The 24,899-nt window shown below is 55.9% G+C and carries 23 protein-coding genes; 7 read left to right on the top strand and 16 right to left on the bottom strand.

What is annotated here, in order from left to right:
* Nucleotides 1–223: 223 nt before the first annotated feature.
* Nucleotides 224–1,630 (bottom strand): heavy metal sensor histidine kinase, encoded by a 1,407-nt coding sequence (locus N5D53_RS13530; RefSeq protein ID WP_129931875.1) that lies wholly within the window; start codon nt 1,628–1,630, stop codon nt 224–226.
* Nucleotides 1,630–2,307 (bottom strand): heavy metal response regulator transcription factor, encoded by a 678-nt coding sequence (locus N5D53_RS13525; RefSeq protein WP_129931848.1) that lies wholly within the window; start codon nt 2,305–2,307, stop codon nt 1,630–1,632. Before N5D53_RS13525 ends, N5D53_RS13530 begins: the two co-directional genes overlap by 1 nt.
* Before the next feature lie 165 nt (nt 2,308–2,472).
* On the opposite strand from N5D53_RS13525, the gene N5D53_RS13520 reads away from it, so the two are divergent.
* The 6 genes from N5D53_RS13520 (at nt 2,473) to N5D53_RS13495 (ending at nt 7,551) form a co-directional block, all read left to right on the top strand.
* The gene (locus N5D53_RS13520) at nt 2,473–2,679 is read left to right on the top strand and encodes a co-regulatory protein PtrA N-terminal domain-containing protein (protein ID WP_060519770.1); all 207 of its coding nucleotides are present in this window, start codon (nt 2,473–2,475) and stop codon (nt 2,677–2,679) included.
* Between the two features lie 181 nt (nt 2,680–2,860).
* A complete protein-coding gene (locus N5D53_RS13515; RefSeq protein WP_129931849.1) occupies nt 2,861–4,870 on the top strand; it encodes a copper resistance system multicopper oxidase in 2,010 nt (669 codons plus the stop codon).
* A 14-nt stretch (nt 4,871–4,884) separates the two neighbouring features.
* On the top strand, nt 4,885–5,208 hold the full coding sequence (locus N5D53_RS13510) for a hypothetical protein (protein ID WP_129931850.1): 324 nt from the start codon (nt 4,885–4,887) through the stop codon (nt 5,206–5,208).
* Complete coding sequence (locus N5D53_RS13505) at nt 5,198–6,313, top strand: copper resistance protein B (RefSeq protein ID WP_129931851.1); 1,116 nt, start codon at nt 5,198–5,200, stop codon at nt 6,311–6,313. The genes N5D53_RS13510 and N5D53_RS13505 overlap by 11 nt, the downstream gene beginning before the upstream one ends.
* Before the next feature lie 10 nt (nt 6,314–6,323).
* The gene (locus tag N5D53_RS13500; RefSeq protein ID WP_129931852.1) at nt 6,324–7,106 is read left to right on the top strand and encodes a cytochrome c; all 783 of its coding nucleotides are present in this window, start codon (nt 6,324–6,326) and stop codon (nt 7,104–7,106) included.
* The gene (locus tag N5D53_RS13495; protein ID WP_177413593.1) at nt 7,096–7,551 is read left to right on the top strand and encodes a DUF411 domain-containing protein; all 456 of its coding nucleotides are present in this window, start codon (nt 7,096–7,098) and stop codon (nt 7,549–7,551) included. Before N5D53_RS13500 ends, N5D53_RS13495 begins: the two co-directional genes overlap by 11 nt.
* Before the next feature lie 105 nt (nt 7,552–7,656).
* Here the strand turns inward: N5D53_RS13495 and N5D53_RS13490 are convergent, their stop codons facing one another.
* From N5D53_RS13490 to N5D53_RS13480, 3 genes are all read right to left on the bottom strand, one after another.
* The gene (locus tag N5D53_RS13490) at nt 7,657–7,845 is read right to left on the bottom strand and encodes an AbrB/MazE/SpoVT family DNA-binding domain-containing protein (protein WP_016489899.1); all 189 of its coding nucleotides are present in this window, start codon (nt 7,843–7,845) and stop codon (nt 7,657–7,659) included.
* Nucleotides 7,846–7,981: 136 nt separating this feature from the next.
* Nucleotides 7,982–8,314, bottom strand: coding sequence for a DUF2790 domain-containing protein (locus N5D53_RS13485; RefSeq protein WP_044047196.1), 333 nt, complete (start codon nt 8,312–8,314; stop codon nt 7,982–7,984).
* Nucleotides 8,315–8,457: 143 nt separating this feature from the next.
* Nucleotides 8,458–8,928: an antitoxin Xre/MbcA/ParS toxin-binding domain-containing protein gene (locus N5D53_RS13480; RefSeq protein WP_044047197.1), complete on the bottom strand. Its 471-nt coding sequence runs from the start codon at nt 8,926–8,928 to the stop codon at nt 8,458–8,460.
* Nucleotides 8,929–9,101: 173 nt separating this feature from the next.
* Here N5D53_RS13480 and N5D53_RS13475 point away from each other — a divergent pair, with 173 nt between their 5' ends.
* Entirely contained in the window at nt 9,102–10,025 is a 924-nt protein-coding gene (locus N5D53_RS13475; protein ID WP_241799391.1) for a TniQ family protein, read from the top strand.
* Here the strand turns inward: N5D53_RS13475 and N5D53_RS13470 are convergent.
* The 11 genes from N5D53_RS13470 to atpA all read right to left on the bottom strand — a co-directional run bounded on the left by N5D53_RS13470 (nt 9,997) and on the right by atpA (nt 24,884).
* Nucleotides 9,997–11,475 (bottom strand): TniQ family protein, encoded by a 1,479-nt coding sequence (locus tag N5D53_RS13470; RefSeq protein WP_013974897.1) that lies wholly within the window; start codon nt 11,473–11,475, stop codon nt 9,997–9,999. The genes N5D53_RS13475 and N5D53_RS13470 overlap by 29 nt on opposite strands.
* 24 nt (nt 11,476–11,499) lie before the next feature.
* The gene (locus N5D53_RS13465; RefSeq protein ID WP_104886850.1) at nt 11,500–12,948 is read right to left on the bottom strand and encodes an ATP-binding protein; all 1,449 of its coding nucleotides are present in this window, start codon (nt 12,946–12,948) and stop codon (nt 11,500–11,502) included.
* Nucleotides 12,945–15,113 carry a Mu transposase C-terminal domain-containing protein gene (locus N5D53_RS13460; RefSeq protein ID WP_129931854.1) on the bottom strand — a complete coding sequence of 723 codons (2,169 nt, stop codon included), beginning with the start codon at nt 15,111–15,113 and terminating at the stop codon, nt 12,945–12,947. The genes N5D53_RS13465 and N5D53_RS13460 overlap by 4 nt, the downstream gene beginning before the upstream one ends.
* Nucleotides 15,106–16,005, bottom strand: a complete 900-nt coding sequence (locus N5D53_RS13455; protein WP_049798467.1) for a TnsA endonuclease N-terminal domain-containing protein — start codon at nt 16,003–16,005, stop codon at nt 15,106–15,108. The genes N5D53_RS13460 and N5D53_RS13455 overlap by 8 nt, the downstream gene beginning before the upstream one ends.
* A gap of 267 nt (nt 16,006–16,272) precedes the next feature.
* Nucleotides 16,273–18,108, bottom strand: coding sequence for a glutamine--fructose-6-phosphate transaminase (isomerizing) (gene glmS, locus N5D53_RS13450; RefSeq protein WP_020190289.1), 1,836 nt, complete (start codon nt 18,106–18,108; stop codon nt 16,273–16,275).
* 3 nt (nt 18,109–18,111) lie between these two features.
* Nucleotides 18,112–18,888 (bottom strand): DeoR family transcriptional regulator, encoded by a 777-nt coding sequence (locus N5D53_RS13445; RefSeq protein ID WP_003253204.1) that lies wholly within the window; start codon nt 18,886–18,888, stop codon nt 18,112–18,114.
* Nucleotides 18,889–19,077: 189 nt separating this feature from the next.
* Nucleotides 19,078–20,445, bottom strand: a complete 1,368-nt coding sequence (gene glmU / locus N5D53_RS13440) for a bifunctional UDP-N-acetylglucosamine diphosphorylase/glucosamine-1-phosphate N-acetyltransferase GlmU (protein WP_104962841.1) — start codon at nt 20,443–20,445, stop codon at nt 19,078–19,080.
* 118 nt (nt 20,446–20,563) lie between these two features.
* Entirely contained in the window at nt 20,564–20,983 is a 420-nt protein-coding gene (locus tag N5D53_RS13435) for a F0F1 ATP synthase subunit epsilon (RefSeq protein ID WP_010955886.1), read from the bottom strand.
* A 43-nt stretch (nt 20,984–21,026) separates the two neighbouring features.
* On the bottom strand, nt 21,027–22,403 hold the full coding sequence (gene atpD / locus N5D53_RS13430; protein WP_003253197.1) for a F0F1 ATP synthase subunit beta: 1,377 nt from the start codon (nt 22,401–22,403) through the stop codon (nt 21,027–21,029).
* 27 nt (nt 22,404–22,430) lie between these two features.
* On the bottom strand, nt 22,431–23,291 hold the full coding sequence (atpG, locus tag N5D53_RS13425; RefSeq protein WP_003253195.1) for a F0F1 ATP synthase subunit gamma: 861 nt from the start codon (nt 23,289–23,291) through the stop codon (nt 22,431–22,433).
* Between the two features lie 48 nt (nt 23,292–23,339).
* Nucleotides 23,340–24,884 carry a F0F1 ATP synthase subunit alpha gene (atpA, locus tag N5D53_RS13420; protein ID WP_010955887.1) on the bottom strand — a complete coding sequence of 515 codons (1,545 nt, stop codon included), beginning with the start codon at nt 24,882–24,884 and terminating at the stop codon, nt 23,340–23,342.
* Nucleotides 24,885–24,899 lie beyond the last annotated feature (15 nt).

Raw genomic sequence — 24,899 nt, 5'->3', positions numbered from 1 at the left:
TGGCGTGATCGCCAGTCTTACCCAGGTCTTGGTCCTGGCAGCAGTCATGATCCATACCCGCCATCGTTTCCATGCCCATGGCCTGCATTGGGCAAGGTTCAGTCGCCGAATCGATGCCCGCCATCCCGTTAAGCGGAAGCGCCACGATAAGCATCAGGATGGTGAGCAGTCGAATGAACCGATTCATGATGGGCGAGTATAGGTTACCGGGATGAGTTCAGCATTAAGGGGTTGAGGCTGCACTAACCAACCGCTTGGAGGCTGGGAGACTGATGAAGAAAGTTGTGACACCTTCCGCTGAAGTACACCAGATTCGTCCACTATGAGCCTCGATGATAGAGCGGGTTATCGACAGCCCCAGGCCTGCATTGCTTGGGCCGCCTTCGCGCCTGGCTGGATCGGCTCGATAGAATCGGTCGAAGATCTTGCCAATGTGCTGGGGGTCGATGGTTACCCCGCTGTTACGCACGGAAAGCGTCACGCTTTCAGGCGTCTGCTCGATCTGCACTGATATCTCGTTGCCTTCCGGGGTGTAGCGCAACGCGTTGGATAGAAGGTTGGAAAGCGCTCGGTCAATCATCAGGCGATCGCCACGAACCTTACCCTGCCCGTGTAGGGTCAGCTGGATGCCTTGATCCTCAGCCAGGAACTGGTAGTACTCGAACAGCTTGGATACGAGGTCGGAGAGTTCCACATCAATCTGCTCGGGCACGATCAGACCGTTATCCGCCTTGGCGAGGAAAAGCATGTCGTCGATCATGTGCGACATGCGTTTGAGGTCCTCCAGGTTCGAATAGAGGTTTTCCTCATAGGCATCCAGGTCACGCTTCTTGGTGAGCACCACTTCGGTATGGGTCAGAAGGTTGCTGACTGGCGTTCTCAACTCGTGAGCGATATCGGCAGAGAAGTTGGACAACCGAACGAATGCATCCTCCAACCGTCCCAGCATCCCGTTGAAAGACAGGATGAGCTCCTGAAGCTCCAGCGGCACGGGCTCCAGCGGAATGCGCTCGCGGAGCGATCTTGCCGACATCCCGGTGGCCACTTTAGTGATTTGCCCAACAGGCCGAAGCCCACTCTTGGCAACGACCCAGCCCAAGCCTGCGCTCACAATCGCGCTGATCACCAGGCCAATTCCGAACCACCATTGAAGGGTGACAAAGAAATGGGCGTGAGTGGTGACATTGAGCATCAGCACGGCCGTCACCGGTTCCGGCTCGCCTGCAATGGTCAGCTGGGCGGTAATGCCGCGAAAGTTCTGCGATTCATCCTGCCATTCCCAGACCGCACCCCGGTGCGCCTGCTCGAACCGCTGAGGAATTTTGGAGGCTTTGGGGTCTGAAAAAAGGACCGTACCGTCAGCCTTGGTGATTTTCGCCGATAGATCCTGATGTGCGCCGAGCAATGCCCGCAGCTGCTGCTCCTGATCGTCGAGCCCGCCTCGCGCTGCTGAGATGGACAGGATATGACGCGTTGACTCCAGCTTTTCGGAAAGTGCCTGCTCATCCAGCATCCGGAAATGGTGCTGACTGAGCCCGTAGAAAGCCACGCCGGCAACCACCAGAACAGCAGTCACCGCGAACATGAACATCAGGGTCAGTCGCTTGACGAGCGATGATTGCGGGCGCATCACTCCGGCACATCCATCATGTAGCCCATGCCTCGGGCGGTATGGATGAGCTTTGGCGCGAAGTCGTCATCAATCTTGGCCCGCAGTCGGCGAATCGCGACCTCGATCACGTTGGTGTCACTGTCGAAATTCATGTCCCAGACCTGAGAAGCGATCAGCGACTTTGGGAGGACCTCGCCGCGACGGCGCATGAGCAGCTCCAACAGGGAAAACTCCTTGGCAGTAAGGTCAATCCGCTTGCCGTTTCGCGTAGCTCGACGCTTGAGCAGGTCTACCTCAAGGTCTGCCATCTTCATAGTGGTTTGAGCAGAACCACCGTTGCCTCTGCGCAGCAACGTGCGAACCCGAGCCAGCAGCTCCGAGAACGCAAAGGGCTTCACCAGGTAATCATCCGCGCCCAGTTCCAAGCCTTTCACGCGGTCGTCTACGCCGTCTCGGGCTGTCAAGAAAAGGACCGGCACATCCTGCCCCGCCGCACGGATCTTGCGCAGGACCTCCCAGCCATCGAGCCCCGGCATCATCACGTCGAGGATCAGCAAGTCATACGCTTCGCTCTGTGCCTGTTGCAAGGCGTCAGTGCCTGTCATCACCCGGTCAACGGTGAAGCCAGCTTCTGTCAGGCCTTGCTGGAGGTAGACACCGGTTTTTGGCTCATCTTCGGCTACGAGTAATTTCATCTGCTCTCATCCACGCGGGGTGCATCTCCAGTTTGCAGGAAAAAAGTCGTCCAACCAGAAGCTGACGGAAAAGTAATGTCGAGATCAGTTTTCTGACAGCACCGCGAAGCTAACTTGACCCTGTACCTGACGCCATGAGGCGCAGAACCCACTGAGGATCTCCAGATGAACATGGTCAAAGCAATTGTGATGGTCGTTACCTTCGGCATGGCAGGCATCGCCCTGGCAGAGGGCGGCGCGGACCGGACCTTTGCGCGGATGGAAGCGGCTCGCCAAAGCTCCATGCAGGCATTCCAAGTTGCGCAGGAGAAGAAAGAGCAGGCGCCAGTCGCCGCCCAGTCCAGCAAGCATGCCGGCCACGAAAGCTGCTGATCCGAGCTTACAGAAATGTAATCACTCCGGAATCTGAACTATGGCAGTTTCAGACTACGGCCTCTCATCAGCCTCGCGCAGTGGCGAAAGTCTACGAGACTGGTGAGAGCTCCAATGAACCCAAGGGCTGCGCCATCGAGCAGCCTGGATATCAGCGATCTACCTGACTGGACGCAACGGCATGCAAAGCAAAACCACGAGACGATCATTCGTCAAAGGCCTGGCCGCTACCGGACTTCTGGGTGGGCTCGGCATGTGGCGCGCGCCGGTCTGGGCCGTGACAAGCCCTGGCCAACCGAACGTGCTGAGCGGCACGGACTTCGATCTGTATATTGGCGAACTGCCCGTCAACATCACGGGTGCAGCTCGTACGGCCATGGCCATCAACGGCTCCGTGCCAGGGCCGATCCTGCGTTGGCGCGAAGGCGACACCGTGACGCTGCGCGTACGCAACCGGCTGAAACAGGACACCTCCATTCACTGGCACGGCATCATCCTGCCCGCCAACATGGACGGTGTGCCGGGCTTGAGCTTCCACGGCATCGCTCCCGATGGCATGTACGAATACAAGTTCAAGGTCCACCAGAACGGCACTTACTGGTATCACAGCCACTCAGGCCTCCAGGAACAGTCCGGGGTCTATGGGGCGTTGGTGATTGATGCCAAGGATCCGGAGCCGTTTGTGTACGACCGTGATTATGTCGTCATGCTCAGCGATTGGACGGATGAAGACCCGGCGCGGGTGCTCTCCAAACTCAAGAAGCAATCTGACTACTACAACTTCCATAAGCGCACAGTTAGCGACTTCGTTGACGATGTGAGCGAGAAAGGCTGGTCGGCCGCTGTAGCGGATCGGAAGATGTGGGCTGAAATGAAGATGAGCCCCACCGACCTGGCTGACGTTAGTGGGTATACCTACACCTACCTCATGAACGGCCAAGCGCCGAACGGCAACTGGACGGGCATCTTCAAGCCCGGCGAGAAGATCCGTCTGCGCTTCATCAACGGCTCGGCCATGACCTATTTCGATGTCCGGATTCCTGGGCTCAAGATGACGGTTGTGGCTGCCGACGGCCAGTACGTCAAACCCGTATCGGTCGATGAGTTCCGGATCGCCGTTGCCGAAACCTTCGATGTCATCGTCGAACCTGAAAACGAGCAGGCCTATACGATCTTCGCGCAATCTATGGACCGCACCGGGTACTCCCGAGGCACCCTGGCGGTTCGTGAAGGCTTGCAAGCGCCCGTACCGGAGGTAGATCCACGCCCGATCATCGCCATGAGCGATATGGGCATGGACCACGGCAGCATGGGCGGAATGGATCACGGCGGCATGGCTGGCATGGACCAAGGGAACATGGCCGGCATGGATCACAGCAAGATGGCTGGGATGGACCATGGCAGCATGGCCGGCATGGACCACAGCAAGATGGCTGGAATGGATCACGGCAACATGGCCGGCATGGACCACAGCAAGATGGCTGGAATGGACCATGGCAACATGGCCGGCATGGACCACAGCAAGATGGCTGGAATGGACCATGGCAGCACGGCCGGCATGGACCACAGCAAGATGGCTGGAATGGACCACGGCAACATGGCCGGCATGGATCACAGCAAGATGGCTGGGATGGGTCATGAGGGCATGGCCGGCATGAGCGGTGCAATGCAGAGCCATCCGACTTCCGAGACCAACAACCCGTTGGTCGATATGCAGACCATGTCGCCGACCCCGAAGCTGAACGATCCGGGAATTGGCCTGCGCAACAACGGGCGCCGAGTGCTGACCTACGCCGATTTGCGGAGCACCTTCATCGATCCCGATGGTCGAGAGCCTGGACGCACAATCGAACTGCACCTTACCGGCCACATGGAGAAGTTCGCATGGTCGTTCGACGGTATCAAATTCTCCGACGCTGAACCGCTGCGGTTGAAATATGGCGAGCGTCTTCGCATCACCTTGGTCAACGACACCATGATGACTCACCCCATCCATCTCCACGGTATGTGGAGTGATCTGGAGGACGAGAACGGCAACTTCATGGTTCGCAAGCACACCATCGACATGCCACCTGGCTCAAAACGAAGCTATCGCGTCACCGCAGATGCCTTGGGACGTTGGGCCTATCACTGTCACCTACTGTTCCACATGGAAATGGGCATGTTCCGAGAAGTCCGTGTGGACGAATGAACTGGAGATTTGAGATGAGCAAACCAATGAAACGAAGCGCCTTTTTCCTCTCTGCTGCGATGGTCGGCATGTTGGCTGTTTATGCCCCGTCGTCGTGGTCTAGCGACAACCACGATCAGCATTCCCAGAAATCCACCGAGGCCGGTAAAGCCAAAGGTTCGCAGGACAAGCAGGGCCAGGGCATGAACCATGAAGGCATGGACCATGGGTCCATGGAAGGTATGGACCACGGCTCGATGAAGGGGATGGACCATGGCTCGATGGAAGGCGTGGACCACGACAAAATGATGGAATCGCATGGCAGCGACAAAGCTAAGGCAGGGAAAGATGGTCAATAGCCTTGGGCGGCCTTCGCTGCTGGCCCTGACTGTTTCAATCGGCATGCTGGGCGTAACGCCCAGCTTCGCCGCTGAAGAAATGGATCACTCGGGCATGGATCATTCGAAAATGGGGCACGGTTCCATGCAAATGGATGCTGCTCCGTCCGAATCGATGCCGGCGATGGATCACAGCAAGATGGGGATGAGCAAACAGCAGAAACAGCCTGCCCCTGTTGATCACAGCCAGATGGGGCATGCTCAAAGCCAGAGCAAATCCAGCCCGGTGGACCATAGCAAGATGGACCACAGCAAAATGGGCCATGGAAACATGAAGGGCATGGATCACGGTTCGATGAAGGGCATGGACCATTCCCAGATGAATCCTGGTTCAGCGACTTCTCCGACCACAACGAGCCGCACGCCGATTCCAGTGCTCACTGATGCCGACCGCGAGGCAGCCTTTCCGCCTTTGGGTGGCCACCAGGTGCACGACAGCGGAATCAACAGCTTCTTCCTGTTGGACCAGCTCGAATACCAGGACGCCGATGAGGGCAGCACCCTGGCTTGGGATGCATCTGGCTGGGTAGGTAGCGACATCAATCGACTCTGGGTTCGGTCGGAAGGCGAGCGCACCAACGGGGTAACCGAAGATGCTGAGCTGCAACTGCTATACGGGCGCTCGGTCAGTCCTTGGTGGGACGTGGTCGCCGGGGTCCGTCAGGATTTCAAACCGGAATCACCGCAGACCTGGGCAGCCTTTGGTATTCAGGGCATGGCCTTGTATGACTTCGAGGCCGAAGCTACGGCGTTCATCGGCGAAAACGGCCAGACTGCTGCGCGTCTTGAAGGCGAATACGACATCCTGCTGACCAATCGCTTGATTTTGCAGCCCACGGCTGAGGCGAACTTCTATGGCAAGAACGATCCTGAGCGCGGTGTTGGATCGGGTCTGGCCAATACCGAAGTCGGGCTGCGTCTACGGTATGAAATCGTCCGCCAGTTTGCCCCGTACATAGGCGTTACCTGGAGCCGCTCCTACGGCAAAACCGCTGACTTCATCCGAGACGAGGGTGGAGATGTTGATGAGGCACGCTTCGTTGCCGGTATCAGGATGTGGTTCTGAGAATTCCAACATGAAAAGAACAATTACAACGCTGCTTGTGGCCGGTGCTGTCGGAAGTGCTGCGGTATTGGGCACCGCGTATTTCGGCTTGGTGAATGTCGGCGCCGATGATCCTCACTTCCCGGCTGTCCATTCGTTTCTCGCCATGGCTCGCGACCGGTCGATTGAGGTTCGAGCGCGAGACATTGAAGTGCCTGACCTGAAGAATGCTGCGTTGATCAAGGCAGGCGCAGGCAACTACAACGCCATGTGCATTGGGTGCCACCTCGCCCCTGGCGTTGGAAAGACAGAACTCAGCCAAGCGCTATACCCGTCGCCACCTGACCTCACCAAGGTGGGTGTCGGAGACGACCCGGCTGCCGCATTCTGGACGATCAAGCACGGCATCAAAGCCACCGGCATGCCCGCCTGGGGCAAGAGCATGGGTGATGAGTACATCTGGGGAATAGTCGCGTTCCTTGACCAACTGCCCCAAATGAATCCTGAGCAGTACAAGGCGTTGGTGGCCACGAGCGGCGGCCATCAGCACGGCGGCGGTGAAAGCGATATGCATAATCATGAGGGCCAGCACGGCGGGAGCGGTCATGCCGAGCGTGGCGATCACGACGAAGCGGCAGATGACGACCATGCTCAGACAGCTCACGACCATGGAGCTGCACCCGCAGGCGCCGCCCAAGCGGCAGATCATCACGGTGACCACAATGCGGCCGAAGCCCATTCGGACGCCCACCCGAAATCGTCGACAAAGACGCATGTTCACAAAGACGGTAAGGAGCACACTCATGCCAACTAACCGGATACTCGTTCGGCTAGCCGCAATCGCTGGGCTGCTGGTGGCCTCGGCGGCCTACGCCGCCGAGCCATTGTCCATCGACGTTCACCGAGATGCGAACTGCGGTTGCTGCAAGAAGTGGATCGCGCACCTAGAAGCCAATGGTTTCAAAGTGACCGACCATGTTGAGACGGACATGAGCGCAGTGAAACAGAAGCTGGGCGTAGCGCCTCGGTTAGCGTCCTGCCATACAGCCGTGATTGACGGAAAGTTTGTTGAAGGTCACGTGCCAGCTGAGCAGATTCGAGAACTCAAGGAGCGGAACGATCTGGTAGGGATCGCCGTGCCAGGAATGCCAGCTGGATCCCCAGGCATGGAGGTTGATGGTGTAAGCCATGCCTACCAGGTTATTGGTTTGACCAAAAGCGGCGAGGACCAAGTAGTCGCCAACTATCCAGCCAAATAACGCACCGACCAGAAGGACGGCAGTAGGCTGACTGCCGTCCCATAAATCCCCGCTAGAAAGTTTCATCAGCTCAACACGACGACACAGAGGGCCTGCAAAGCGTAGCTAATCAGATTCACGGCGCTCGCGGACTGGCTTGAGTACGATATCGCCGTTGATAAGCTCGATGGAGAGTCTGTCGCCCGTCGTGACCCCGAGCTCGCGCAGAATGTCGTCGGGTAGTTCCACAATCACATCGCCGGAGCCGTCGCCGGGATCAAGGCACTTGACCGTGGTGCGCGCTGATTGAGTCATTGGGCTGTCCTGCCTGAGCTACCAATTCTCATCGTACTCCACCAGTCATGAAAGCCGGTAACCAGGCGATCAATCGCCGGAATTGACGCTTCAACCCGGCTTTTATCAGCCTAAGTCCTGCCCGCTCGATCAGTGCTCAGTTCTGGCCCCGGCAACCGATACCAGCGGTCCGGTACTCAAGGATTTTCAGGTCTCCATTGGAATCCTCGTAGTTCATCTGTGCTGGCATCACGTCACAGCTCGCCTTGGTCGATGTCATGCTGATTACTCTCGCCACGTCGAGCCGCATCCCGTAGCGATAATGGATCACCTCCGGTGGCTTCATATCATTGACGGCCGCATAAGCTCGCATAGCTTGCTCATTGGCCTGAATCATCTTCCCGTATAGACGGTCGGATCCTCCTTCGGCGAGCGCGGTTGAGGAGGCCACTATGGCCAGGATGGCCGCGATGCTTTTGATGACTTTCATTTCAATCACTCCAATAGACGTGACTGAAGATTAGGATTTTGTCGCTGTCAATTGAGTGATACGGGGATTACAAGGTTGTAAGTCCGGCTTGCAGATGGAGGTAGCGTTGCGTCTACACGGCATACCAATTCCCCTCAGGCACACTACTGATAGACACCCAGGCGAAGACGCTCAAGATAGTCCGCTACCACGCTGAATCCGAGCGACGTGTCGAGCATCTCGAAGGGTACAAACCCCATCAAACGGCCGCACGGCCGACAAAGCCACTGCTCCGCGAGCATCTGAGAGCCAAATACCTTCGACGCAAGCTCCAGTCCTTTCGCATATTGAAACGCCACCGCGCTCTGCTGGGCATCCAGGCGATGGGCCTGAACGGAATGGCTCAGACGGTGAACGCTTCTGGTCGATATTCCTGTGATTCGCCTGACGAGGTTACGAGCCTTGAATAGGCTTGAGGACTCGACCATGCATTTCACGTCGCTGAAAAAAAATCCTGTTTGGACAAGACGCAGGAGCTCCAGCTGGCTCAACTCATCAAGGTCGGTATGAACCAAGTGGAACGTTGGTGCAAAAGCCTGCGATTCAACAGGTGGGGGCGTGCTTGTAGGATTCATTGCATCGACCTCCTCTTGTGCGTTGGCTGTCAGACTAGATCAAATTTGATTCCCAAGCACGCCCGACGCCCTTTAACCTTCACACCTTAGCCCAAAACGATCACTAACGTGTATGCAGTACCGGTGTCTTCTAACTAAAATGCCATACCACTCGTCTTCCAGAACATCATTGCATGAAAATTTTCACACCATTACCTGGAGAATATATCGCATCTGCGCTTAAGCGCGGCAATGAGCTCCTAGGCATTAAATCGTTGAAAACTGAAGATTTCTATATAAAAGCGAAACCTCGTATTGGGTTCGGAATTAATAAGACTTTGGGGAAGTTGCAAACAGAGTGGCGGCCGCATCAAGAATTCTATTACCCAAAGCTGCTAGACGAGCACAAGATTTCGGACCTAGCCTTAAGCGATCACACTTTGTATCCTATGATAGCTGCCCTCGGGCGTCATCGAGCGACCGCAATCGTCACACCGAAAACTTGGGAAAAGGTTTGTCCAGATTGTGTTCGCGAAGACTTGGATAATTGCGGAAGCCCCTATATTCATCGCAGGCACGTATTGGGTTCCGTACAGGTGTGCAGTACTCATGCCCGCGCTCTAATCGAGACATGTCCGACCTGCTCAATACCAATGAAAAAGCACGAGATTAATCACCTAGCCAAGTGCAGCAAGCTTAACACATGGTCAAAACGTCAAAAGCGAGAATTCGGATCAAACCGTCATATGTATGCCAAATTTGTCGCAGACCTTTTGGACTATAGCGGCCCTATGATCAAGGATGGAATGGCAGACTTTGTCGCATATGCAAGCCTCATGATAAATCGAACTAGCGCATTCGAAAAAACCCAGCTGAATATTTCCAAACTGATCAACGAAGAAATGGGCATAACTTCGAGACTCACCCATGCCAGTATCTCTACCAGCGACAAATATCCTATCTATGTGTTTCTTGGATGCCACACCGCTGAAAATTATTTCAACTTGCTAAATAATAAGGATGAGCAAGACGTGCTGCGGGAGAAGAAAACAGTCATATTCAATAAACTTTTGCACGAAGCCATGAAAACTAATCCATATCGTCACGTATCTGCGTAAAGACTTCATCTTCGGATACGCGAGATATTCTTATTCCTGCATAACGGTATAAAACACTCATCGCACAGTTTTCAGTCAGCGAGTATTCTCGAATTGCCCACCGGATTTTACGTAGCTGATGGTCATGAGTAGACTCAAGTAAACCCGCCATCAACCTAGTGCTCATCGGAAAGTGGTCCGGCATCTTGAGGAAAGCATGAGCGTTTAGGACACGCCTACATAGAGCAGCGCGGGTGACCTGCTGAGGCTTTCCGTCTACAGAAAGAATCATCGTCTTCGCTTTAGCGAGCTCCAACGCAAGGGCCGAGTCCCTGGATTGCCAATCGATCAAAATTCTTCGGTCTCTGTGGTAGGGGTTCCCAGCAACATAACGGGCCAACCATTCCCTGTCGTGGCGGTACAACCACTGATAGCCCGGCTTGTCATGACATTTGAGATTCGTACTCTTCGCAAACGCTATTCGCCGGGCGTGAAGGTCATCGTCAGGGATGAGGTTATTCGGTTCATCAGGCCGGACCACAATACCAGCGCGATTAACGTCCTCTAGACGGTAGGTCTTCAGGTGCTCCAGCTCTAGATCAAGGAGCCAGCAGAGAAAATAGAACTTGAAAGGCTGCACGGTTCGACCTTGTCGCCGCAATATCTGAAAGACCCACTCAGCGGATCGAACCATTTCTTCGAATTCGGCGGCGCTAGGACTGCACCGAAGTCGCCTGGTTAAAAAATCTCTCAGCATCTGCTCTCTAATTCGTCCAGACCTGATAAAACCCATCTCGTCCAAACGGTTCCTGAGCAAATTTCCAGCCAGAATCGTTTTCATCTCATTGGGATGGTCTAGCCCCCACAGCTGCATGTGGGCAATGGCAACGGCCCCGCTGTGGTCACCACAGTCCATAACCGGCGTTCCAGCAGATTCCCCCGGAAGCAACATACAACGCCAATCTGACCATCCGGGGAATCTAATCGCCTGTAGTACTTCGCTGTGGCGTGGACAAATGCAAGTGCCCGATGCTTGGTGAATACGATGCCAATAAGCTGAGCCGCACTCCAGAATGTCCTCTCTGACGCAGCTCTCGCAATACCTAAACGAGGCGTGTTGGAGGAAACGCGATGCTGTAATGCCCAAGGCCATCTTGAGGCCTGTACCTCGATTACCTCCCATTAGAACGGCAGCATCGCGGCCCTTCTCGTCGTCCAAAAAAGGCAGAAAAAGCGGTAAAAGCGTGAAGCGCTCGATCAGCTCTCCTACAGAGAAGGCGCCTCTGAGACGTTCAGACAGAGCCTCTAAGCAGCACGGCAGGATGGAACCGCAGGTACGCGAGTAGCTACCGAACAGCTCTTGGCTGGTCGCTCGGTATCCCTGATTCGCTGCTAGCTTGTGATAGCGCACGGCCAGGCTATAGAGCGACTCATCCGGAAACGGCTGGGGGAAGAACAGAAGGTTAGCCACTGCCCTGAGCTCCCCTGCGTCAAATTACCAGGAAGAATCCCTATCCACCCAGCCGCGCTGTTCGAGCTGAGCCTGAAGGTCTTCGTCCTTCGAAAAATGCACGTTAGTTAACGCGCCGTCAGCAACCGGTACGACCGTACGACTCGGAGCCTTCGGCACCGATTTGTCCTTTGCTAGAGGTGAAGGTGCTATCGCGGTCTGTGTAAGTAGCGAAAGATGAGCCCGGTCCGCCCGGCGAGCCAAGTCGTAGCTCATCATCTGAGCGATTTGGTCTTTTGTAGGCATCATGTCCTCGAAATCAGCAATCTGAAGAGGATCACCGCTTCGAAGGGCCTCGATGGGCTTGTGCAAAAGCCTCATTTGATTGTCATACACCTGCTGAAGCACGGCTGGCGTAATGGCGTCGATTCCTTCCCAAATAACATGACGCTGCGCAAGCATAAGCAGTTTCGCTAGGAAATCTGTATTGCCCTGGGTGAGATCATAGATCTTGGACAGGAGGTCACTCGTCAGGGGAGCGCAAGATTCCGTCCAGTCATAGGCCCAGAGTTGGGACACCAAGTGATGCCAAAACGGATCGTCTTCGCTGAAACGGTCAAAGGCGATTGGTCCCATCCCCGCCGCTCTTCGGGCATTACGCAACACACCAGAAAAAAGCGGAAGCATTGCGTTGGTCCCTACATAGACAAGCGGAACGCCCGCATCATTGGATAAAGTTACGAAGAAATTCAGTAACTTTTCCCGATCCTGCCCCCCTCGCGACGAGCAAAGATGCTGCATTTCATCAATTATCAAAGCACCGATAAAAAAGGTTTTGCACAGCTGACTGATGTGCTGGAGCATTACGCTGATGCTGTTGGCGGCACCGCCCCTGCGAGAGTATTTTTCGACACCTAACGCAGCGTCCAGTGCAGAGAAGAATGCTGCGCAAAAACCGCGCAACGAGCCATCGTGAGGGCACTCAATCTTTAGCCACACAACCTGGGTTTCGATGAGAATCGCGTCTTTATATCTGCTGTGACTGATCACCTGCGGATAAAGCCTTGCTATGGAATTAAGCGCTGTGGTCTTGCCCATACCACTCAAGCCAATCAGGGTCATCGTCTCAGCGGTGGACATGAATCCATGGCGCTTGGCATCTGCTGAGGAAGGCAATCGATGCCTAACAGATGATGCCAACAGCGGATTGCGGCCCGAATAGCCGTAGCGGATCAGCTGGCTGAATAGGTCTTCGAGGCGCAAGTGGATTTCGAATGGAACCACAACATCTTTGAGCCGGTTGATCCCATGGCCGCGAAGCTTCGGTGGCAACGCTCGTTCGGCCTCGTCGGGCTTCGGCGGAAGGTTCCCAACACGCCTCACCACATCAACATCCGAGAGAATTCTAGGCAAGCATTCAATCAGCGGGTTGCCATCATATTGAGGCATGCCTGTAGGAATATATTCTGCGGGGGAGAAGGTCAAATCGTTCATGTCTCTGTCTCGCTACCCTCGCTGACTACCAGTTTCAGAAACGCCGCGCTTCTTGTGGAACTGGGCCTGCCGGTGACTGGCCTAGAATTTTCTCCCGCAAGGGGCGTGTGATCCACAACGCGTAGCTGATTCAGATCAGCGGTATGGGAATCGCGCTCGGTCTGAGCTTCGGTCGCACGCTTGGCACGTTTGTCCCGCTTGAAATCTGCATTCGATTTCGGGTCACCCTGTGCGGCACGTTTGGCTTTGGCCCGGTCAAGGATTTCCTCTTGCCGCCCCCTTACCAGCGCCGCAGTATTGTCACTGTCATAACGGGCATCCGGCGATACTTGGTTCAAGACATGGACCATATCAAGAACCTCCTCCATACGGAGTCCACCATATTTCTGCCGTTGCTGCGGTACAATAGTTAAAGCCTCAAAACCTGCTTCGGACTTGATCCAACAATTTTCAATAGAGTTAGGATCGTAGAATACTCGAACATACTTCGTCCGCAGATTGTGCGAGCGCTCCAACCACTCCTCACGCAAGGCTGTTTGACATGTATATTGGACGCCTTGGAAAACAATACCGCCTCGACTGATACGACACTCTTGAGAGGGCAGTAAAGCAATTTTCAACTCAGCCGGAGAAACCACTTTAGAATTGATAGGACTATTAGCTTTAGACCAATTCCAAACTGCTATAGGCGTCGCTTCTATACCGTCGGCAATCATCTCGCGACTTAATAGGTGTGGTATGCGTAGGCTCTTATTGTGTGCCAAGACCCCTACAATAACCATTTCTGTGAACTCGTCGATATCCAAAATCGCATCGAGTTGGTAGTCCCTATCACCACGCTCCATTTTACGAGCATCTACTCCGCCTGGAACAAATTTCAAGTCCAGGTGTTCATTGATCAGACGGAAGCGGCTTTCGATGATCCCTTTCCAATCAGGCCTAAAGGGGGGCAAAATTTGCACCGCTAGTCCCAAGCTTTGCGACAGCGTTGCCCCAGCCTCACTTAGAAGTTCGGCCCGGTCAGCAACAATTTCGACTGGCAAGTGCGAGCACGGCCAGTCAGCCTCATCTATTTCAACATTGTATCGCTTGCAAAAATCGACCTTTGGGGTGCAAGCATTGTATATCGCGTGTCGAGCCCCATTCCAACTGGGACCCTCAAGGCCCACGTGAATCCCTACAATCATTCTAGTAAAGGTATCGACGACCACATAAAGTATGGGGCGTCCTATGAGCCATAGCCTGTTAACGCGATGCACTAAATATACATCAGCGATGGTGGAATCTATCTCATATCGATGGGTCGCACCCATCAGGCCTTGGGAAGCTGCGCCAACGATAGCACGATGATCTTTGTTGTATCGAACAGAACCGCCACGCACCTTAAGTTTATAAAGATCATCGAAAAAAAGCTTACCGTGATATCTGAGCTGGGTAGTAGTCGGGTAACTGCCGCGTACAATATTTCCTTTCGAGCCGTCTGGCAGAGTCTCTCTATAAAATTTGTTTAACATCCACTTATGTGCATCTTTCAGGGTGCCGCATTTGCCGCTAGCAACCCGCCCGTAAGCCAAACGGATATGAGAGAGATGGCGCGGTTCGAGCGTGATGGCACCACCATCATTGACAACGACACCACGATACTTACGCGGCCTACCGGGGATAATGCCTGAGGATCGATCCTTTTTCTTTCCCCGACCACCGCAAGCACTAGTGTTCCATAGAAACGCGTTAGGTGTCTGCCCCATGCTCCAGTAGCGGTATAGAAGCCGGTATATCTGTTTACGCTCTACTCCTGCCTCTAGGGCATGCCTAGCAACCAGCTTTCCAAAACCCGGTCCAAGAATTTCCAAGGCGGAGCGATCTTCTACTAACCCTCTTATAAGGCTCCAGTTACGATTTCGGCTCGATTTTTCATTTTCACTAATTTCATCATCACTTCTGAGCAGATGTAAGGGCACCATTTCTCGACTTAAGATTGCGCGCCCTGCGTCAATATCGTCAATCAAAACGGACCGCTCGATCTGCCACGGCTTGCTGGGATTCGTACTCAGCTCAATCACAATTACAGAATCATCATCTATGCCTAAAATCCGAACCGCTTTTTTTAGTAGGCTAGGTTCTTCGCCAGGAGTGACAATGCTGTTGATTTTAAGATCAAGCATGATGGGAAACCTCGTTTGGCAGAGACAAAGCCGCTGACCTTTGATTCGGCCATACGTGCAACGGCTGCGACATGCTTATTATTTTCGAGGTAAGATCTGACTCTAAACGACCGTTCCATAGCAGGTGATGGAAGAGGCGCTTTACCCCCATATATTCAATGTAAAGGTCACGAGACGCTTTATCCAAAAGAATTTTTAACGGTATTTGATCCGTCTTTGCCTCCTCAATGTATCCAAGCAAATTGCCGATGTTCTTCTCCGTCGGTAACGAGGGGTGAATACTGGCGTATGTCCTGAGAATCTTGAGGTTCGCTAATTTTATCTTTGAGAGGTTTTCATGCAGGACCAGCTTCCAGTCCACTCCCCTCATTGCCCAGTATTTTTCTTCGATGGCTAGCTTTTCTGCTATTCGATTACGCGCCTGAAGATCAGCTTGCTCAAACTCTTTTCGGTATTTCACTGATCGAGCAGCTAGCCTTGTTTCGCCAGAGGAATCTAAGAAGGTAACGAGAAAGTCCGTCGTCATAACGACAGGTATTTGCGTGCCAGGATATACAGGGTGGCGACAGTTAATACTTGAGGCAATTGCTTGGGTCTCAGCCTGTGTCAGCAGAGGATACTGCTCTCGGATATCGATGATCGAGGCATCGTGCTCAAGTACAGTTAAGTAATCTCGCTCTGCATTGGACAGCAGGTGGTGTGTGCGGTGAATTTTAACCCCCGCGATCATATGAGAGACACCCTTTGATTTGATCTCCCACACTTTGATCCATGGCTTATAGGAATCTCTGACTCCACACCCACGACCCGATTGAATTTTCTTATCTATTTTTGCCTGGGTCATCAGCTTGCGATGTGCAGCCTTGACCGGAGCTATGGGCATGGATGCCATTGTTCGAGTCGCTCAAAATTGGGCGACCCGCTCGACCGGGACGAGGACAGGTGTCGTGCACAGGGGACACCCCAGAGAGCGGGCTAAGCCAGGACAACAGTCACAGCGTTGGGTAGAGGATTGTCACCCGAATCTCCAAGGCCTGGCTCCGGCCCGATGTGCGGTCAGAGCCTGCCTTGTGACAACCTTTATTACGTTGTGACAACCTTTATTGTTTTGTGACAACCTTTATTATTCAAAAACAGCTGATCAACACCTGACTACCCGTTACTCGACAGTCACCGACTTGGCCAGATTGCGCGGCTGGTCAACGTCGGTCCCCTTAAGCACGGCCACGTAATAAGACAGCAACTGCAGCGGAATGGTGTACAGGATTGGCGCCAAGGCGTCGGCAATGTGCGGCACCTTGATCACGTGGGTGCCTTCACCATTGGTCATGCCAGCGTGCTCGTCGGCGAACACGACCAGCTCGCCACCACGGGCACGCACTTCCTGCAGGTTGGACTTCAGCTTCTCCAGCAGTTCGTTGTTTGGTGCAACGGTAACCACCGGCATGTCGTTGTCCACCAGAGCCAGCGGGCCGTGCTTCAGCTCGCCTGCTGGGTAAGCTTCGGCGTGGATGTAGGAAATTTCTTTAAGCTTGAGAGCACCTTCCATCGCCACCGGGTACTGCGCGCCGCGGCCGAGGAACAGGGTATGGTGCTTGTCGGCGAACAGCTCGGCAATTTTCTCGACGGTGGCATCCATGGCCAGGGCTTCGCCCAGGCGGGTTGGCAGTCGACGCAGCTCTTCAACCAGCTCAGCTTCGACACCGGCTTCCAGCGTACCGCGCACCTGACCCAGGGCCAGGGTCAGCAGCATCAGCGAAACCAACTGGGTGGTGAATGCTTTGGTCGAAGCCACGCCGATTTCAGGGCCGGCCAAGGTCAGCAGGGTCAAGTCCGACTCGCGTACCAGCGAGCTGATACCCACGTTGCAGATCGCCAGGCTGCCGAGGAAACCCAACTCCTTGGCGTTTCGCAGTGCGGCCAAGGTATCGGCGGTTTCGCCGGACTGCGAGATGGAGACGAACAGAGTGTCCGGCTGCACCACCACCTTGCGGTAACGGAACTCGCTGGCCACTTCTACCTGGCAAGGGATGCCGGCCAGGCTTTCCAGCCAGTAACGCGCAACCATACCGGCGTGGTAGCTGGTGCCACAGGCAACGATCTGCACGTTGCGCACCTTGGCAAACAGGTCGGCAGCTTGCGGGCCAAAGGCTTGGACCAGCACGTTGTCCTTGCCCAGGCGGCCTTCAAGCGTGCGCTGAACAACGCTTGGCTGCTCGTGAATTTCCTTGAGCATGAAGTGGCGGTAAGCGCCCTTGTCGGCAGCCTCGGCACCTTCGTGATATTGCACGGTTTCGCGCTGGACCTTGTTGCCCTGCTGGTCCCAGATAGAGACCTGATCACGGCGGATTTCAGCGATGTCGCCTTCTTCCAGGTACATGAAGCGGTCAGTAACCTGACGCAGCGCCAGCTGGTCGGAAGCCAGGAAGTTCTCGCCAAGGCCCAGGCCGATAACCAGCGGGCTACCACTGCGCGCGGCCACCAGGCGGTCCGGCTGCTTGGCACTGATCAGCGCCAGGCCGTAAGCGCCGTGCAGGCGCTTCACCGCCGCCTTAAGGGCGTCGGTCAGGTCTGGAATGCTCTTCAGGGTGTGGTGGATCAGGTGGACGATGACTTCGGTATCGGTCTGCGAATTGAAGACATAGCCCAGCCCCTTCAGCTCTTCGCGCAGTTCCTCGTGGTTCTCGATGATGCCGTTGTGCACCACGGCCACATCATTGCCCGAGAAGTGCGGGTGGGCGTTGCCTTCAGTCGGCGCGCCGTGAGTAGCCCAGCGGGTGTGGGCAATACCCAGCTGGCCTGCCAATGGGTCATCAGCAACAGCAACCTCCAGCTCGCTGACCTTGCCGATGCGCCGGCGGCGCTGCAGTTCACCGTTCTGGGTGAGTACAGCCAAACCGGCGCTGTCGTAACCGCGGTATTCAAGACGCTTGAGGCCTTCGATCAGGATGGCTGTGATATTACGCTCGGCGACAGCACCAACGATTCCACACATGTTTTATTGCTCCTGGCTGATCGCGGCGCAGATCAGGTTGATGCCGCGGGCTTGAATTTGTTCGCGCGCTGCTGCTGGCAGGCGTTCATCTGTAATAAGGGTGTGCACACTGCCCCAGGGCAGCTCGAGGTTAGGGATCTTGCGCCCCACCTTGTCCGACTCGACCATCACGATCACTTCACGGGCAACTTCGGCCATGACCCGGCTCAGCCCAAGCAGCTCGTTGAAGGTGGTGGTACCCCGGCCGAGGTCGATGCCGTCGGCACCGATGAATAATTGGTCGAAATCGTAGGAGCGCAGTACCTGCTCCGCGACCTGGCCCTGGAACGATTCGGAATGCGGGTCCCAGGTGCCACCGGTCATCAGCAGCACCGGCTCGTGTTCGAGGTCACAGATTGCACGGGCCACATTCAGCGAATTGGTCATCACCACCAGGCCTGGCTGGCGCCCCAGTTCGGGGATCATTGCCGCCGTGGTGCTGCCGCTGTCGATGATAATGCGTGCATGTTCGCGGATACGCCCCACGGCGGCACGCGCAATGGCCTTTTTATAGGAAGAGACGGGTTGTGCCGGTTCACCGAGCAACTCTTGCGGCACCGGCACCGCACCACCGTAGCGGCGTAACAACAAGCCGTTGGTTTCCAAGGCGGCGAGGTCTTTGCGAATGGTCACTTCCGAGGTGGCGAAACGCTTGGCCAACGCGTCCACACTTACCTCACCCTGCTCGCTGAGCAAAGCCAGAATATTGTGTCGCCGTTGTGGTGTGTTTCGTTTCGACATGTGCGTTTAAGTTTCGATTCGAAAGTTAGTGGTTGCAATCAAAACCTAAGACGCGCGATTCGTCAAGCTGTCGCTGACCTGTGGATTGTTTGCTTCTGCTTTGAGGCGGTCCTATAGGCGCAGCCGCGCCAATAAAAAAGCCGACTTATTCACATAAGTCGGCTTTCGATCGAAACGGCTGAGAATAACTCAGCTCTTCTTGATCTTCTCCGGGCGCTTCCAGCCCGAAATGTTGCGCTGGCGCGCACGGGCTACAGCCAGGTCACCCGCTTCTACAGCCTGGGTGATGGTCGAGCCGGCTGCGGTGGTCGCGCCGGCCTTGATTTCCACAGGCGCCACCAGCGAGTTGTTCGAACCGATGAACACGTCTTCACCCATCACGGTCTTGAACTTGTTGGCGCCATCGTAGTTGCAGGTGATGGTGCCGGCGCCGATATTGGTGCGCGCACCGATTTCGGCATCCCCCAGGTAGGTCAGGTGACCAGCCTTGGCCCCTTCACCCAGGTGGGCGTTTTTCAGTTCAACGAAGTTACCCACATGGGCCTTGGCGTCCAGTACGCTGCCCGGGCGCAGGCGGGCGAACGGGCCAGCATCGCTGCCCTCTCCCATCACGGCGCCTTCGAGGTGGCTGTTGGCCTTGACCACCGCGCCTTTGCGCAGGGTCGTGTTCTTGATCACGCAGTTAGGGCCGATCTGCACATCGTCTTCGATGACCACCTTGCCTTCGAGAATCACGTTGATGTCGATCAGCACGTCACGACCAACGCTTACTTCACCACGAACATCGAAGCGTGCCGGATCACGCAGGGTAACCCCCTGAGCCATCAGACGGCGGCCTTCCCGCAACTGGTAGTGACGCTCCAGCTCGGAGAGCTGGCGGCGGTCGTTGGCGCCCTGCACTTCCATAGCGTCGTGTGGCTGCTCAGTGGCCACCACCAAGCCATCGGCCACTGCCATGGCGATTACGTCAGTCAGGTAATACTCGCCCTGGGCGTTGTTGTTCGACAGGCGGCCCATCCAGTCGGCGAGGCGCCCGGCCGGCAAGGCCAGAATGCCGGTGTTGCCTTCCTTGATCGCTTTCTGCGCGTCGTTGGCGTCCTTGTGCTCAACGATGGCAGTTACCTTGCCCTGCTCGTCACGCACAATCCGGCCATAGCCGGTCGGATCGTCGAGGGTGACTGTCAGAAGCCCCAGCTGCTGATCGTTGGCTTTGGCCAACAGACGCTGCAGGGTCTCCACTTCGATCAACGGCACGTCGCCGTACAACACCAGCACGGTGTCAGCGGTCAGCGCTGGCAGTGCCTGGGCAACAGCATGACCGGTACCCAGCTGTTTGTCCTGCATGACGAAATTCAGGTCGTCAGCAGCCAGCCGCTCGCGAACCAGCTCGGCACCATGGCCAATGACCACGTGAATACCTTGCGGCTGAAGTTGGCGCGCGCTGTGGATAACATGGCCGAGCATGGAATTGCCAGCCACCGGGTGCAACACTTTGGGCAGCGCCGAGCGCATGCGGGTGCCTTGGCCGGCGGCGAGAATAACGATATCGAGTGACATTACTGGCTACCAATCCTGGGCGGTCAGTGAAAGACCGGGGGAGAAAACAGAAAAAGAAAAAGGGTAGCCGAGGCTACCCTTTTACTCAATCGCAACAGAAGTTATCAGCCGTGGCCGATTACTTGCCTTTGCGCATTTGCTGGACGGTACGCAGCTGGGCTGCGGCCTCGGCCAGACGTGCGGCGGCGGCGCCGTAGTCGAAGTCCGCGCCTTTCAGATTCAGGGCGTTCTCGGCAGCCTTGAGGGCCTCCTGAGCCTGAGCTTCATCCAGGTCTGCAGCACGTTGCACGGTATCGGCAAGCACCTTGACCATGTTCGGCTGAACCTCGAGGAAACCACCAGAGATGTAGAACACCTCGTGTGCGCCACCCTGCTTGGTCAGCGTGATCGGACCAGGCTTGAGATTGGTGATCAGCGGCGCATGGCCTGGAGCGATACCAAGATCACCCAGGTTACCGTGCGCAACCACCATCTCGACCAGGCCGGAGAAGATCTCTCCTTCCGCGCTGACGATATCGCAATGGACTGTCATAGCCATCTGCTTGCCTCAACCTGATAGCGCCCCTTGCGGGGCGCAGGAATTACAGTTTCTTGGCTTTCTCGATCGCTTCGTCGATGCTGCCGACCATGTAGAACGCTTGTTCTGGCAGGTGGTCGTAGTCACCTTTGAGGATGCCGCTGAAGCCAGCGATGGTGTCTTTCAGGGAAACGTACTTGCCTGGCGAACCGGTGAAGACTTCTGCCACGAAGAACGGCTGCGACAGGAAGCGCTGGATCTTACGAGCGCGGGCTACCAGTTGCTTGTCGGCTTCGGACAGTTCGTCCATACCCAGGATCGCAATGATGTCCTTCAGCTCTTTGTAGCGCTGCAGAACATACTGAACGCCACGAGCGGTCTCGTAGTGCTCGTTGCCGATCACGTTCGGGTCCAGCTGGCGCGAAGTCGAGTCCAGTGGGTCGACCGCTGGGTAGATACCCAGGGAGGCGATGTCACGGGACAGAACGACGGTGGCGTCCAAGTGGGCGAAGGTGGTCGCTGGCGACGGGTCGGTCAAGTCGTCCGCAGGTACGTATACGGCCTGTACGGAGGTGATCGAACCTTCCTTGGTGGAGGTGATGCGCTCTTGCAGAACGCCCATCTCTTCAGCCAGGGTCGGCTGGTAACCTACTGCAGAAGGCATACGGCCCAGCAGTGCGGATACTTCGGTACCGGCCAGGGTGTAACGATAGATGTTGTCGACGAACAGCAGAACGTCGTTACCTTCGTCACGGAACTTCTCGGCCATGGTCAGGCCGGTCAGCGCTACACGCAGGCGGTTTCCTGGTGGCTCGTTCATCTGACCGTAGACCAGCGCTACCTTGTCGAGAACGTTGGAGTCCTTCATCTCGTGGTAGAAGTCGTTACCCTCACGAGTACGCTCACCCACACCAGCGAACACGGAGTAACCGCTGTGTTCCATGGCGATGTTACGGATCAGTTCCATCATGTTTACGGTCTTGCCGACACCGGCACCACCGAACAGACCAACTTTACCACCCTTGGCGAACGGGCAAACCAGGTCGATAACCTTGATGCCGGTTTCCAGCAGGTCGTTGCCGCCTGCCTGGTCAGCGAACGAAGGCGCTGGCTGGTGGATACCGCGACGCTCTTCTTCGCCGATCGGGCCGGCTTCGTCGATCGGGTTGCCCAGTACGTCCATGATACGGCCCAGGGTGGCCTTACCAACTGGAACGGAAATGGCAGCGCCGGTGTCAACGACATCCAGACCGCGCTTCAGGCCTTCGGTCGAGCCCATCGCAATGGTACGAACCACGCCGTCGCCCAGCTGCTGCTGAACTTCCAGGGTGGTTTCCGCGCCTTGTACTTTAAGCGCGTTGTATACACTCGGCACGACGTCACGTGGGAATTCCACGTCGATGACGGCGCCGATGATTTGAACGATACGTCCGCTACTCATAGCTGGATCCTCTGAATATGTGAACCGTTAAACCGCGGCAGCGCCGCCGACGATTTCCGAGATCTCCTGGGTGATCGCAGCCTGACGCGCCTTGTTGTAGATCAACTGAAGCTCTTTGATCAAATCACCGGCGTTGTCTGTGGCGTTCTTCATGGCGATCATCCGGGCCGCTTGTTCAGCAGCGTTGTTCTCGACCACCGCCTGGTAAACCTGCGACTCCACGTAGCGCACCATCAAGCCGTCCAGCAGCTCTTTTGCGTCGGGTTCGTACAGGTAGTCCCAGTGATGCTTGAGATCCTGATCCGGGGTTGCCACCAACGGTACCAATTGCTCGACCGTCGGCTTCTGGGTCATGGTATTGATGAACTTGTTCGAAACCACCGAGAGGCGATCGATACGGCCGTCCAGGTAGGCGTCCAGCATCACTTTGACGGAGCCGATCAGATCGTTGATCGATGGCTCTTCGCCCAAGTGGCTGATCGCTGCTACGACGTTGCCGCCAAAGATGCGGAAGAAAGTCGCACCCTTGCTGCCGATCACGCACAGGTCGATTTCCACGCCCTGTTCGCGGTTTGCGCTCATGTCCTTGACCAGGGCCTTGAACAGGTTGGTGTTCAAGCCACCGCACAGACCACGGTCACTGCTCACCACGATATAACCAGCGCGCTTTACAGGGCGCTCGATCATGAACGGGTGGCGGTATTCCGGGTTGGCGTTGGCCAGATGACCGATCACCTGGCGGATACGTTCCGCGTAAGGACGGCTAGCAGCCATGCGCATTTGTGCCTTGCGCATCTTGCTGACCGCCACTTTCTCCATGGCGCTGGTAATTTTTTGCGTGCTTTTGATGCTCGCAATCTTACTGCGAATCTCTTTTGCGCCTGCCATGTATCACCTATCAGGTTAGCAAGCGGGGGCCTGAGCCCCCGCTGCGGCTTACCAGGTCTGGGTGGCCTTGAACTTCTCGATACCGGCTTTCAGGCCTGCGTCGATTTCGTCGTTGAAGTCACCCTTCACGTTGATCTTCGCCATCAGTTCAGCGTGATCACGGTTGAAGAAGGCGATCAGAGCTTGCTCGAAGCTGCCGATCTTGGAGACTTCTACGTCGATCAGGAAGCCACGCTCAGCGGCGTACAGCGACAGAGCCATGTCCGCGATGGACATCGGCGCGTACTGCTTCTGCTTCATCAGCTCGGTAACGCGCTGACCATGCTCCAGCTGCTTGCGGGTCGCTTCGTCCAGATCGGACGCGAACTGGGCGAATGCAGCCAGTTCACGGTACTGAGCCAGAGCGGTACGAATACCACCGGACAGCTTCTTGATGATCTTGGTCTGAGCGGCACCACCTACGCGGGATACCGAAACACCGGCGTTAACTGCAGGGCGGATGCCCGAGTTGAACATGGCCGATTCCAGGAAGATCTGACCGTCGGTGATGGAAATCACGTTGGTCGGAACGAACGCAGAAACGTCGCCAGCCTGGGTTTCGATGATCGGCAGAGCGGTCAGGGAACCGGTTTTGCCAGTAACAGCACCGTTGGTGAACTTCTCGACGTACTCTTCCGAAACGCGCGATGCACGCTCCAGCAGACGGGAGTGGAGATAGAACACGTCGCCTGGGTATGCTTCGCGTCCTGGTGGACGGCGCAGCAGCAGGGAGATCTGACGGTAGGCAACGGCCTGCTTGGACAGGTCATCGTAAACGATCAGTGCGTCTTCACCGCGGTCGCGGAAGAACTCGCCCATGGTGCAACCGGCGTATGGCGCCAGGAATTGCAGTGCGGCGGATTCCGAAGCACTGGCAACAACCACGATGGTGTTGGCCAGGGCGCCGGTTTCTTCCAGCTTGCGAACGATGTTGGCAACGGTGGAACGCTTCTGGCCGACTGCAACATAAACACAGAAAATACCGGAGTCTTTCTGGTTGATGATGGCGTCGATGGCCATGGCGGTCTTGCCGATCTGACGGTCGCCAATGATCAGCTCACGCTGGCCACGGCCGACAGGGATCATGGCGTCGACGGATTTGTAACCAGTCTGTACAGGCTGGTCTACCGACTTACGCCAGATCACGCCTGGAGCCACTTTCTCGACTGCGTCGGTCTGGGTGTTGCCCAGAGGACCTTTGCCGTCGATCGGGTTACCCAGTGCGTCAACGACGCGACCCAGCAGTTCCTTACCAACCGGAACTTCCAGGATGCGGCCGGTGCACTTGGCGCTCATGCCTTCGGCGAGGGTGTCATAGGCACCCAGGATCACTGCACCTACGGAGTCTTGCTCCAGGTTCAGGGCCATGCCGTAGACGCTGCCAGGGAACTCGATCATTTCGCCGTACATGACGTCGGCCAGACCGTGGATCCGCACGATACCGTCGGATACCGAAACGACGGTACCTTCGTTACGGGCTTGGGAGCTCACATCGAGGTTATCGATGCGGCCCTTGATGATTTCACTAATTTCGGAAGGATTGAGTTGCTGCATTGCTCTGCTGCCCCT

Source organism: Pseudomonas sp. GD03862 (genome assembly GCF_029840855.1).
Classification (GTDB): domain Bacteria; phylum Pseudomonadota; class Gammaproteobacteria; order Pseudomonadales; family Pseudomonadaceae; genus Aquipseudomonas; species Aquipseudomonas alloputida.
The sequence above is the reverse complement of the archived record's forward strand: the minus strand, read 5'-3'. Positions and strand labels throughout refer to the sequence as shown.